The sequence below is a fragment of the Ruegeria sp. BE3 genome (genome assembly GCF_056538865.1).
Window position 1 is genome coordinate 16,517 of the sequence record NZ_JBQFTW010000014.1, and the last position, 11,579, is coordinate 28,095.

Consider the following 11,579-nt stretch of genomic DNA (forward strand, 5'->3'; position numbering starts at 1 on the left):
GGTCCACTCAAATTGGCTTTTGGAAAAGATTTCGTCAGGCCGTGCAGCAATTTTGCACCGCAACCTTCTCGAACAGATGGGGGGCGGTCACAGCGCTTGAGGGATAGTGGCTGAGCTGCCGCTGAAACTCGGGGTTTGAAAACGCGGCGCGGAAGTCCGCAACAGAGTCCCAGACCGCGTAGTTCAGGTACATGCTGCCGTCACCAATAGCCTTATGCAGTTGAGTGCTGATGTAACCCGGCTGCTTTTTCATCCATTGGGCATCGCTCTTCCAAGCTTCAACCAAGGCGGTTTGGTCACCGGGATCGACTGTGAAGAGATTGACAAGAACGACGGGTCCAGCGTCGATGCCCAATTGCCGCTCAATAGGAAACTCGGGGTCGAGGGGTTTGAAGCTGACCATTTCGGTACTCCTTGAAAGTAGTTTCATTTTGGTGTCATGTTGTCATATTTAGGAAGCTTCAAGCATAATGACAACACGTTGTCAAATAAAATGAGGAATCGACATGCCGGATGCGCGAAGGACCGAAGAAGGAGAAGCCGTGACAGCATTGATACTGGATGTGTTTCGGCTGAACGGTCGATTGCAGCTTGCCGGTGATCGCCTCGTATCAGAACTCGGTCTAACAAGTGCCCGATGGCAGATTCTTGGTGCCATCGCCTATTCTGATCGACCGGAATCCGTTGCCTGGCATGCACGGACGATGGGCGTTCACCGGCAGGGCGTACAACGGATCATCAATGAATTGAGCAAAGAAGGCATGGTGGAGTTTCAGCCGAACCCACACCACAAGCGGGCGCACTTGGTTGTCATGACTCGAAAGGGGCAGGAGTTATACGAAGCCGCGATTGCGAAGCAAATCCCATGGGTGAATGAACTCTCGAAAGGTCTGTCGCCAGATGATATTGCGACAACGCAAGAAGTTGTGGGCCGTCTCAAAACACGCCTTGAAGAAACCTCAACGCGACAAGATCAGAGTTCGACCCAAAGCTGACATTCGTACAGAGTGCAGCATCGGACGTTCTGGGCTCTATGTTTGAATCCGCCGCGCTTGGAACAAACGGCAGCTCAGCCAAATTTTGCTAGAAAAAGGATTTAGCACTCAGGCGCGCTCGACCCCTAAAACGACTAGGCATAGATGGGTTTTTTGTTTTGCCTATGTCTCTGCAATAGCTTTCTGGCTTTTTTTCCAACAGCAAAGGTTCTGGCATCATTCATGGCGGAATTTCCAGATGAAGGAAACGCATTCGGGAAAATCACCTCCAACTCCCGGCACTGCTCTTCGCCCAGAATTTTCTCGGCCTGTTCCCGCCCTGGGTGCTGTTTCCAGGACCTCCAGACCTCATGTACCGTGGCAGTTCTTTAAAACTAGGCGACCAGCCAACTGGGCTGAGAGCCAATTGCAAAACCGCCAGTTTTGGTAAAAGTTGCGCTCTTACTCGACAAAAGTTGCGTTTCAAGCCGGACAAGTTCCGATTCATACCGGACGACACAGAGGAAAATCATGGCTGGGGTGGTAGGATTCTGATTTTCTCAAAAAACATTTAATTTCAATAAGTTGCAACTGGTTTGGCGAGAAAATGTTGCGGGATTTGTTGCGGGAATTTCTGCAACGCAGAAACCTGTCATTTCTTATCGCGTCTTTGAATCGCGTCCAATTGGGACTGGGGCAAAGTTGCATAGACTTCGTCGACATGCTTCGGTTCTGAGATCATCTTCTCTGCGACAAGGTTTAACAACCGGAACAGGGTTTCGGCGGTCGCTCGGTCGTCTCGAAGGTCAATTTGGCCCGGGTGGACGGCATTGTTTCCTATGACGCGCACAGCATCCAGCGCCTTTTGAACACGAGTGTCCAAACCATTCTGAACAAGGGACTTAATGTCTTCATTTATGTTCTTGCCCGACTGCCCAAGCTCCACACATAGCTTTTGTATTGCCAGACGGATTAGCGCCGCAGCACCTCGAGGTGACACATCAAGAATCGCACTTGCCTCGTCGTAGTCACGCCTAATTTCGGCTGGTAGATCAGAATTCGCTACTGGGGCACTCCCAACAACAGGATAAACTAAACGATTGTAAATCCAAACCGAAAGCTGATCGCAGTTATAGCAGCGGCTCAACCAGAGGTTCCCAATGTGAGAATTTACGTACTTTTCATCCTTTTCAAAAAAAGGAGCACCGGTTGCGCAACGCTCGACCAATCTTCGCATATCCTCGCGTACTTCGTCCTTAAACTGATCAAAGTCGAAGTTGTCGACTCGTTCGCGCGTCCAGATTTGAGGTGTCGCGTCTTTGTCCATTGGATGCGCGTAGGCTGACCGCCAAAACTGTTTGGCCAGCGCGCCACAATGTGGGCAGTTGAATGCGGTTTCTTCAGTCGACGGTGGAACGTATTTCATCTTGCCTCAAACAAAAAGGGACTCCCCAATTATTTCAAAGCCTTAGTGAAAGCGCCAGATGCAGGCAACTTCAAAAATGTTGCGGGATTTCTCCTCATCCCGCAACATTTACGGAACGAGATTATAAAACCTTGTTCAAAATCAATATGTTACGGGAAAATCATGGCTGGGGTGGTAGGATTCGAACCTACGATACACGGTACCAAAAACCGCTGCCTTACCACTTGGCTACACCCCAACGGTGAGCGGCTATCTACGACTGTTGGTTGCGGGGTTCAAGAGCTTTTTAGGACAAAAGTGTCATCAATCTGGAAATAATTTTGAATGACACTTGCGGTGGATGTGATCCGATAATTCAACACCATATCGGCGTCATCATTGCTTACCTGTTATGCCCGCGCGCGAAGAGTTTGAGGGGAAGATCAATGCCCGAGATAAGACGGCCGATGCAGTTGCAGGTGAAACTCAGCTACAGAAGGAAAATTGTAAGGTATTGTTTATTATTATAAAATAAGAAGCCTCGCCATTGAGGATATCAATCCCTGATACTATCTTCCAACCACACGCCACTGAGTTGGAAGGAGCACGCGATGAATCTGAACCCAAAAGTCGCCGAGGCGCTGAACAAGCAGATCAATAATGAGTTGAACGCTTCCTACAGCTATCTTGCAATGTCGGCTTATTTCGAGGCTCAGGATTTGCCAGGATTTGCCAGTTGGTTCCGGGGCCATTCGGCCGAAGAGGAAACACACGCGATGCGGATCTTCGATTTTGTCGCCAAGCGAGGCGCGCGAATTGAGTTGGAAGGGATTGCGAAACCGCACTCGGATTATGCGTCGCCGGTCGACGTGCTGGAGCAGGCCTTATCGCAGGAACAGACTGTGACGGGACAGATCAACGCTTTGTTCGAATTGGCTCAGGCTGAAAAGGAATATAGCACGCAAAACATGCTGAACTGGTTTTTGGCCGAACAGATCGAGGAAGAGGACTTGTTTACCTCCATTCTCGATAAGGTGAAGGCGGCAGGTACGGATCGCTGGAATCTGCTGCTTCTGGATCAGGAGCTGGCTCAGCGTGGCGGGGGTGAGGCTGCGGAATAGCTATTCGCGGATTTCGGCAGCATCAACGCCCCAAAGGTTGCTTTTGAGCGTCCACCCACGAAACCCCCCGGCAGAGATACGGCACCAGTCGGGGGTGCAGGTTCCCAGCCGCGCCACTACGCCTGTTTCGAAATGGGCGTTGACCTTTGAATTAGGGTCCGCTGTCGCGTAGACAGGCAGCAAGTCCGATTCAACCAGGACTGTTCGCACCCCTGACAGCAGGGCATAATGAACCCAGCCTCCAGCACCGTCGCGGTCCTGTACCTTCCGCCAGTTTCCATATTCTGCGGTGATCTGCAGCGGCATGCCGCGGCGTTTGAACACCCAGTCGATTCGGTGGGTCAGGGATGGGCCACGGCGGACATTACCCTCGGCAGCTTTCATCGAGACATAGCGTGGCAGCGGCAGATTCGTGACCGGGCCGCGTTTGTCCTGCGCGGACACAGCGTTGGTGACAAACGCAAAAACAAATGCGGTAATCACCGTCATAACACGGCGTTTCACTGAAAACCTCGCACTCACTGCCTGCCTGCTCTTATTGCCTGTTGACCGTGTTTCTAAAAAAGCTCGGGTCTATGCCCAAGGGGTTCTTGTGCCCCGTGTCATCCTGCGCCACGATGCCATGGCGCGCGGCGATTTGCAAAGCGGTAGGAGGGCTGAGGTGCCAAGAGAACGTCTGAGTGTTGTCGTTACGCGACGATTGCCCGAAGCAGTGGAAACCCGGTTGAGTGAACTGTTCGATGTACGGTTGCGCGACGATGACTCGCCGATGACACGCGATCAGCTGGTTGCGGCGGTGAAAGAGGCCGATGTGCTGGTACCGACCATCACCGACACAATCGACGGAGGCATTCTGGGCCAAGCGGGCGAAAATTTGCGCCTGATTGCGAATTATGGAGCCGGTGTCGACAATATCGATGTGGCAACCGCCCGGCAGCGCGGCATTCTGGTCTCGAATACGCCCGGAGTGCTGACTGATGATACAGCGGACATGACGATGACGCTGATCCTTTCTGTAACGCGCCGCATCCCGGAGGGGCTGAGCGTGATGCAAAAAGGCGATTGGGAGGGCTGGGCACCAACAGCTTTGCTTGGCGGCCGAGTCGGTGGCCGCCGCCTGGGGATTCTCGGCATGGGTCGGATCGGGCAGGCCGTTGCCCGGCGAGCTAGCGCATTCGGGATGCAGGTGCATTACCATAACCGCCGCCGCCTGCGCCCTGAGATCGAGCAGGAGCTTGAAGCAACCTATTGGGACAGTCTGGATCAGATGGTTGCCCGGATGGACGTCATCTCGATCAACTGCCCATCGACTCCTTCGACTTTCCACCTGATGAACGCGCGGCGGCTGAAGCTGATGAAACCTTCGGCGGTGATCGTGAACACCTCGCGTGGCGAGGTGATCGACGAAAACGCCCTGACCCGCATGATCCGTGCGGGTGAAATCGCTGGGGCCGGATTGGACGTGTATGAGCACGGCACCGATGTGAACCCGCGACTGCGGCAACTGCCCAACGTGGTGTTGCTGCCGCATATGGGCTCGGCAACCCTGGAAGGGCGAATTGAGATGGGCGAGAAGGTGATCATCAACATCAAGACCTTCGAGGATGGTCACCGCCCGCCAGATCAGGTCGTGCCCGCAATGCTGTAAGCTTCAGGCGCGAAAGGGGAACATGATGGTGCAGGCACCCACTTTGCCACGCAACGAGGCCGGGATTGAGACGGCGTTGGGGATATTGAAGCAACGCTTCGGGGATCGATTGCAAACCGGTGCGGCGATCCGCGAACAGCACGGCCACACAACCACATGGATCGAGAACCAGAGCCCCGATGCAGTAGTGTTTCCGCAATCCACCGAAGAAGTGGCCGAGGTTGTCCGAACCTGTGCCGCGCATAAGGTGCCGGTGATCCCGTTCGGCACGGGCACCTCTCTTGAAGGGCATGTGAACGCGCCTGCAGGTGGAGTGTCGGTTGATCTGAGCCAGATGAACAGAATTCTGTCGGTCAATGCGGGCGATCTGGATTGCACCGTGCAGCCCGGCGTGACCCGTGCCGACCTGAACACATATCTGCGTGATCAGGGGCTATTCTTTCCTATCGATCCGGGCGCGAATGCTTCGCTGGGCGGGATGGCGGCCACCCGAGCCTCGGGTACAAACGCGGTGCGTTATGGGACGATGAAGGATAACGTGCTGAGTCTTGAGGCGGTAATGCCCGACGGGCAGGTCATTCGCACAGGCCACAGGGCACGTAAGTCTTCGGCGGGATATGACCTGACGCGCCTGTTGATTGGGGCTGAAGGGACACTGGGGATCATCACCGAGATCACTCTGCGCCTGCAGGGCATTCCCGAGGCGATCAGCTCGGCCCGTTGTTCTTTCCCGACCGTGGATGCGGCTTGTCAGGCGGTGATGATGACCATCCAGTACGGCATACCTGTGGCTCGTATTGAACTACTGGACCAGATGTCTGTACGTGCGGCCAATGCCTATTCCGGGTTGGACCTACCTGAAACCCCGCTACTGTTGCTTGAGTTCCACGGGTCAGACAGTGGTGCCGCGGAACAGGCCGACAGCTTCGGTCAGATCGCCGAGGATTTCGGTGGCACGGATTTCGCCTCGACCTCGACGACGGAAGAACGCAACAAGCTTTGGCAGGCGCGGCACGATATGTACTGGGCCTGCCTGCAATTGCGCCCGGGGGCGAGCGGCATTTCAACTGATGTCTGCGTTCCGATTTCGCGACTGGCCGAATGCGTGACGGCGGCTCAGGACAAGGCGAAGGAACTTGGCTTGCAGGCTCCGATCGTTGGTCATGTCGGTGACGGGAACTTTCACACTTTGGTGCTGATTGACATGGACAGCGCGAAAGAAGTGTCCGCTGCCGAAGCTTTCGTCGGCTGGCTGAACGATCTGGCGATCTCGATGGACGGCACCTGCACCGGAGAGCACGGGATCGGGCAGGGCAAACGCCCCTATCTGGTCAAGGAACTTGGCGCAGCGACGGGCTACATGTCCGCGATCAAATCAGCACTGGATCCCGATAACATCATGAATCCCGGCAAGATTCTCTGACCCCACTTGCGAGGGTTGGTCATAACAACGCCTCAATTTTATGTGAGTGGTTCGGGCAAGAGCAGTATTTGATTCCGAGGTTATTCATGGGTGTATTGCGGTTCATCGGATTCCTGTTGATCGCCGTCATAGTTGTTGCAGGTCTGGACTATTTCCAACAGGACAAGAAAACCGAAGGCAGATTGTCGTTTGGCGGGTATGTGGACACCATCAATCAACGGTTCAACTTGTATCAGGCCGAACTCGCTGCTGAAGAAATTGAGCGTGAGCGGCAGAAACGTTGGAAAGAAGGACCCAGAGGCCATCTCCCCGCTTCGGCTGACAGTTGGGTCCGTCGCGCTATCGCCGATGCTGACTATGCTCGTGATGCTCGCGAGGGGGTTTTGCAGGATAACATAAGCGAGGCCGCCCGACCGCTGGCCAAGAAACTCGCGGTTCAAGAAGTCGAACAACTGGCCATCAAGCTTGATCGCACCAGTGCAGTTTACGAAGACGGCGTTCATACCGTTTGGCTTCAGATGCGGTTCAGAGCAAACGCAAAGTCCAACACCTTGGCTGGTAACATCGCAATGTCCATGGAAGGGTTGGGCACGGGTGCGCGGGATTACACGCCGTTCGGCATCATAGGCGGCGTGGCATATTTTCAGTTTGCGCAAAACAGATTCAGTGTGATCACCGTAGATGATCGGTCATTCTGGTCGATGGTCACCGCCGGGATCACGGATTTGGAAGCTGACCCCGGGTTTGATATCTATAAGGCGACCATTGGTCTGGGGGAAGAAATCCGTCTGCAAATCTATTCAGATGCGCCCGCGCCGAAGCTGCGCGGGTTTCTGGAGCAGTTGGATTATGACGAATTGAACGCTTTGCTCAGTCAACCGGTGCCCGGTGTCGGCAACGGGTCGAAATCCGATCCGGAACGCGAGGGCGATGTGGCGGCCGAGATGGCTGCATTGCGCAAGGAATTCGTCAAACTGCGCAATGAACTGGCGCGGTTGCGGCTTGAAAACATTGATGAGCTTTCGTTGATGGCCAACACACTGGCCAGCCAATATGGCTTGCCTAACGATGCTTTCGACCTCACGGCAAATAGAATCGAATCGTCAGAAGACCTGGTTCAGGTTGGATACCGCAAGGGGCTGGCGGATATCCTGGATGGCGAAATTCAGAAGGCTGAGACAGGCGGCGGGAATGTCTTTGGAAAGCTGTTTGCCAAATTCAGTGGAGATTCCGCTTCGGAGGAGGCTGAACCCGAGGCCACCGGTGGCGGGTTTCTGAGCGGTTTGATGTCGGCTTTTGGCAAATCCGATTCTGACAAGGAAACTGTGGTCCGTGTAAACAAAGGCGGATCAGGTACAAGCAGCGATTGCCTGACCAAGGGCGCATTCAAGCACTGCACTCTCGGCGGCGGATAGCGACCCTTCATAAGACACAAAAACGACCCGGCTCATCGCGTGGGTCGTTTTTCTTATATCACTGGTCGGATGAATGTCGCGCCGGGGCGCGCAAATGCGCCATATGGTGTCAACTGAATTCAAGGGGAGACACCCGGCTATGAAAACCCAAGTCAAAGCACTGGTCGTTGGCGGCGGCGCCGTCGGGACCTCGATCGCCTATCACCTGGCCAAAGCGGGCTGGGACGATGTGATGTTGATCGAACGGGACGAACTGACGTCCGGATCAACATGGCACGCGGCCGGTCTGCTGCCGCTGTTCAACATGTCCTATGCGACAACCCACATCCACAAATACTCGGTCGACTTTTACAAGACGCTTGAGGAAGAAACCGGCCTGAACGCCGGCTTTGCTGTCGTGGGCAACTTGCGCATGGCACAGACGCAAGAGCGTATGGATGAATACATGCTCTATGCGTCCACCGCCGAGACATGTGACGTTGCTTATGAATGGCTGACGCCCGATCAGATCAAGGAACGCTGGCCGCTGATCGAAACCAGCGATCTGAAGGGCGCGATCTATCACACCGAGGACGGCTACATTAACCCCGCCGACGTCACTCAGGCGATGGCCAAAGGTGCGCGTCAGCGCGGTGTCGACATTGTTCGCAAGATGCAGGCCGATGCGTTCCACTGGAACGGCACCCATTGGGAAGTTACCTGCACCAAGATGGTCGAGAAGGGTGGCAATCTCGTTCCTTCAGATGAGCAGGTTGTGATCACTGCCGAGCATGTCGTGACTGCATCAGGTAACCACGCACAGCGGACCGCCAAGATGCTGGGTATCAAGATGCCTGCGATCCCGGTTGAACACACCTTCATCGTCATGGACAAAGACCCCGAGCTGGTCAAATGGCGCGAAGCGGGCAACCCCGAACACCCCGTTGTGCGCGACGCCGACAACGAATCCTACGCGCGTGAGGAACGCGGTGGCTGGATTCTGGGTATCTACGAACATGGCGCTCCTGCGCAGTTCGAACATGGCGTGCCGGACAGCTTCCGCGCCGACCTGTTCCCGCTGGATCTGGACCGGATCGCGGATCAGTACATGGCGATGGCCGAACGCGTTCCCTCCTGCGCTGAATCCGGCCTGAAGGACGATTTCAACGGCCCAATCTGCTACACTCCTGACGGCAACCCGTTGGTTGGTCCGGCGCCGGGCCTGCGCAACATGTGGCTGGCCGAGGGTTTCTCGTTCGGCATCACCGCTGCTGGCGGCACCGGCTACTATCTGGCGCAGATGATGGTCGACGGCGAAGCCGAGATCGACATGGCCTCGCTAGACCCCAAACGCTACAGCAGCAACTGGATGACCACCGAATTCGCGGCGCGCAAGAACGAAGAGTGCTATGAGCACGTCTACATCCTGCACCACCCCGACGAAGAGCGTGAGGCCTGCCGTCCGCTGCGCACCGTTCCGGCCTATGACAGGCAGAAGGCGCGCGGAGCTCAGTTCGGCTGGGTGAACGGCTGGGAACGTCCGAACTATTTCGGCCCGCTGGACGCGTCGGACAATTTTGACAAGGAAAGCCGCTCGTTCCGTCGTGGTGGCTGGTGGCAGTATGCCGTCGAAGAAGCCAAGGCGATCCGAGAAGGCGTTGGCCTGATCGACGCGTCGGCCTTCACCAAGCATGTCGTCAAAGGCCCCGGTGCGACCCAGTTCCTGGATTGGTTTACGTGCAACAAGCTGCCCAAGGTCGGTCGTATCAACCTGACCTACGCGCTGACCTCGCACGGCACCACCCGCACCGAATACACCATCGTCCGCTATGGCGAGAACAACTACTACATCGTCTCCGCCGGTGCCTGGACCGAATATGACGCCGACTATCTGCGCAAGGCGGCCGAAGAGAAGATGGAGGAGTTCGGTTACATCGAAATCCAGGACGTGACCACGCAGTGGGGCGTCTTCGCCATCGCCGGACCCAAGTCGCGCGACGTTTTGAAAGAGGTCATCAAAGACGCTGACCCGGATACCGCGCTGTCCAACAAGCGCTTCCCGTGGTTGTCGGCCCGTCAGATCGAACTGGGCATGTGCCCGGTCAATGCGATCCGTGTGGCCTATACCGGTGAGCTGGGTTGGGAACTGCACCACCCGATCGAGATGCAGAACTACCTGTTCGACCTGCTGGAAAAAGCCGGTGAGAAGCACGGTATGAAGCTGGTCGGTGCACGCGCCCAAAACTGGCTGCGCCAGGAGAAATCCTATCGCGCCTTCGGCACTGAACTCGGTCGCGATGCGACCCCGCTTGAGGCTGACCTGCCGCGCTTTGTCGATCTGTCGAAAGATTTCTATGGCAAAGCCAAGCTGGAAGAGACCGGCGTGCGTGTGAAATGCTGCACTCTGCTGATTGATGGCCCGGACGATGCCGATCCGTGGGGTCGCGAGGTGCTCTATACGCCGGAGGGAGAGCGCGTCGGCCGTCTGACTTCGGGCGGTTACTCGGTCGCCTTCGAGAAATCCATCGGTATGGGTTATGTGAAGCCCGAACTGGCGGTCGAAGGCACCAAGCTGCAGGTCAAAATGCAGGACAAACTTTGGGATGCAGTTGTTACCTGCGACAGCCCCTACGATCCGAAGAATGAGGTCATCCGCAAGGATGGATAAATCAAAATGCCCCGGTTCTGACCGGGGCCTTTTTTGTCAGGATTGCTGGAAATCGACCAAGCTGACCTGCCCATCTTTGTTGCGATCCAGCGCTTTCAGCCAGATGTCAGTTCCGGTGATGAACTCGTCATGGCTGATCTGCCCGTCCTGGTTCGAGTCGTTGAATTCACGTTTCAGCGTATCGACTGCCTGCATCGCTTTGCTGCGCTCAGCTCCGGTTTCAGTCGCGGCGGCGCGGGTTGTGTCGAAAAGGTCATATTCTGCAGTGTCGAGAACACCATTCTCGTCAGCATCGAACATATAGAAAATGCCTTCGCGCTGCTCGGTCGCCTCTGGCAGGCTGATAATCCCGTCACTGTTCAGGTCCCAACTTTCGAAGAAATGTTCCAGCCCCTCATCCGCATGGCTGGCGGCGAATGCGGTACCTGCTGAAAAAGCCGCGATGAGAGCGGCAAAGATTGGTTTCATTTCATTTTACTCCATCGTTGTCTGGCATTGTCTGTGTGAAACGTGCAGCAGACCTCGATCCGTCAGGGACAAGGTGACGCAGTTAGCTGCCGGACAGCTCGTCGAAACAGTCCAAGGCCTTGGCGGCATACATCATCGACGGTCCGCCCCCCATCTGGATGGCCATAGCCAAAACATCCGACACTTCTTCTCGTGAGGCACCAGCCTTGATCAAAGCTTCGGTGTGCAGGGAAATGCAGGGTTCACAGCGTACGGCTATGGACATGCCCAAGGCGATGAATTCCTTGGTTTTATAATCCAGCGTACCGCCTTCCTTGACCGATTTCCCCAATGCGCCAAAAGCACGCGCGGTATCAGGAATGGTGCTGTTCAAGTTACGCAAGCCCTTGCGGGTTTCATCCAGCGCGTTTTGCCAGGTCATAGCAAAGCTCCTCTTCATACATATCAAAAATAGCATATGAAGCGGAGCAGCAAACTC

11 protein-coding genes and 1 tRNA gene are annotated in these 11,579 nt (G+C 55.4%); 6 read left to right on the top strand and 6 right to left on the bottom strand.

Going from position 1 to position 11,579, the window contains the following annotated elements; genetic code table 11:
• Positions 1 to 34: 34 nt before the first annotated feature.
• The gene (locus ACR0AZ_RS20020; RefSeq protein ID WP_480668120.1) at positions 35 to 430 is read right to left on the bottom strand and encodes an antibiotic biosynthesis monooxygenase family protein; all 396 of its coding nucleotides are present in this window, start codon (positions 428 to 430) and stop codon (positions 35 to 37) included.
• Positions 431 to 542: 112 nt separating this feature from the next.
• Between ACR0AZ_RS20020 and ACR0AZ_RS20025 the strand changes: the two genes are divergently transcribed.
• Positions 543 to 995, top strand: coding sequence for a MarR family winged helix-turn-helix transcriptional regulator (locus ACR0AZ_RS20025; protein ID WP_480468819.1), 453 nt, complete (start codon positions 543 to 545; stop codon positions 993 to 995).
• 631 nt (positions 996 to 1,626) lie between these two features.
• Here ACR0AZ_RS20025 and ACR0AZ_RS20030 read toward each other — a convergent pair.
• Together ACR0AZ_RS20030 and ACR0AZ_RS20035 are read right to left on the bottom strand one after the other, a co-directional pair.
• On the bottom strand, positions 1,627 to 2,400 hold the full coding sequence (locus tag ACR0AZ_RS20030) for a DUF4145 domain-containing protein (protein ID WP_480468820.1): 774 nt from the start codon (positions 2,398 to 2,400) through the stop codon (positions 1,627 to 1,629).
• A 163-nt stretch (positions 2,401 to 2,563) separates the two neighbouring features.
• Positions 2,564 to 2,638: transfer RNA gene (locus ACR0AZ_RS20035), tRNA-Gln, on the bottom strand.
• Between the two features lie 352 nt (positions 2,639 to 2,990).
• Here ACR0AZ_RS20035 and ACR0AZ_RS20040 point away from each other — a divergent pair.
• Positions 2,991 to 3,500 carry a ferritin gene (locus ACR0AZ_RS20040; protein WP_480468821.1) on the top strand — a complete coding sequence of 170 codons (510 nt, stop codon included), beginning with the start codon at positions 2,991 to 2,993 and terminating at the stop codon, positions 3,498 to 3,500.
• Here the strand turns inward: ACR0AZ_RS20040 and ACR0AZ_RS20045 are convergent, their stop codons facing one another.
• Entirely contained in the window at positions 3,501 to 3,989 is a 489-nt protein-coding gene (locus ACR0AZ_RS20045; RefSeq protein ID WP_480668121.1) for an SH3 domain-containing protein, read from the bottom strand.
• 172 nt (positions 3,990 to 4,161) lie between these two features.
• Here ACR0AZ_RS20045 and ACR0AZ_RS20050 point away from each other — a divergent pair, with 172 nt between their 5' ends.
• From ACR0AZ_RS20050 to ACR0AZ_RS20065, 4 genes are all read left to right on the top strand, one after another.
• Complete coding sequence (locus ACR0AZ_RS20050; RefSeq protein WP_480485047.1) at positions 4,162 to 5,148, top strand: 2-hydroxyacid dehydrogenase; 987 nt, start codon at positions 4,162 to 4,164, stop codon at positions 5,146 to 5,148.
• A 25-nt stretch (positions 5,149 to 5,173) separates the two neighbouring features.
• Positions 5,174 to 6,571, top strand: a complete 1,398-nt coding sequence (locus tag ACR0AZ_RS20055) for an FAD-binding oxidoreductase (RefSeq protein ID WP_480668122.1) — start codon at positions 5,174 to 5,176, stop codon at positions 6,569 to 6,571.
• 86 nt (positions 6,572 to 6,657) lie between these two features.
• Complete coding sequence (locus ACR0AZ_RS20060) at positions 6,658 to 7,986, top strand: cupredoxin domain-containing protein (RefSeq protein WP_480668123.1); 1,329 nt, start codon at positions 6,658 to 6,660, stop codon at positions 7,984 to 7,986.
• A 139-nt stretch (positions 7,987 to 8,125) separates the two neighbouring features.
• The gene (locus ACR0AZ_RS20065; protein ID WP_480668124.1) at positions 8,126 to 10,633 is read left to right on the top strand and encodes a GcvT family protein; all 2,508 of its coding nucleotides are present in this window, start codon (positions 8,126 to 8,128) and stop codon (positions 10,631 to 10,633) included.
• A gap of 36 nt (positions 10,634 to 10,669) precedes the next feature.
• Here the strand turns inward: ACR0AZ_RS20065 and ACR0AZ_RS20070 are convergent, their stop codons facing one another.
• Positions 10,670 to 11,101, bottom strand: coding sequence for an EF-hand domain-containing protein (locus tag ACR0AZ_RS20070; RefSeq protein ID WP_480668125.1), 432 nt, complete (start codon positions 11,099 to 11,101; stop codon positions 10,670 to 10,672).
• A gap of 82 nt (positions 11,102 to 11,183) precedes the next feature.
• Entirely contained in the window at positions 11,184 to 11,522 is a 339-nt protein-coding gene (locus ACR0AZ_RS20075; protein WP_480656893.1) for a carboxymuconolactone decarboxylase family protein, read from the bottom strand.
• Positions 11,523 to 11,579: the final 57 nt, after the last annotated feature.

What these genes read in the sequence shown, in the direction of transcription:
- ACR0AZ_RS20020 (WP_480668120.1), bottom strand. Translation starts at nt 430, where the DNA reads ATGAAACTACTTTCAAGGAGTACCGAAATGGTCAGCTTCAAACCCCTC.
- ACR0AZ_RS20030 (WP_480468820.1), bottom strand. Translation starts at nt 2,400, where the DNA reads ATGAAATACGTTCCACCGTCGACTGAAGAAACCGCATTCAACTGCCCA.
- ACR0AZ_RS20040 (WP_480468821.1), top strand. Translation starts at nt 2,991, where the DNA reads ATGAATCTGAACCCAAAAGTCGCCGAGGCGCTGAACAAGCAGATCAAT.
- ACR0AZ_RS20045 (WP_480668121.1), bottom strand. Translation starts at nt 3,989, where the DNA reads ATGACGGTGATTACCGCATTTGTTTTTGCGTTTGTCACCAACGCTGTG.
- ACR0AZ_RS20055 (WP_480668122.1), top strand. Translation starts at nt 5,174, where the DNA reads ATGGTGCAGGCACCCACTTTGCCACGCAACGAGGCCGGGATTGAGACG.
- ACR0AZ_RS20060 (WP_480668123.1), top strand. Translation starts at nt 6,658, where the DNA reads ATGGGTGTATTGCGGTTCATCGGATTCCTGTTGATCGCCGTCATAGTT.
- ACR0AZ_RS20065 (WP_480668124.1), top strand. Translation starts at nt 8,126, where the DNA reads ATGAAAACCCAAGTCAAAGCACTGGTCGTTGGCGGCGGCGCCGTCGGG.
- ACR0AZ_RS20070 (WP_480668125.1), bottom strand. Translation starts at nt 11,101, where the DNA reads ATGAAACCAATCTTTGCCGCTCTCATCGCGGCTTTTTCAGCAGGTACC.
- ACR0AZ_RS20075 (WP_480656893.1), bottom strand. Translation starts at nt 11,522, where the DNA reads ATGACCTGGCAAAACGCGCTGGATGAAACCCGCAAGGGCTTGCGTAAC.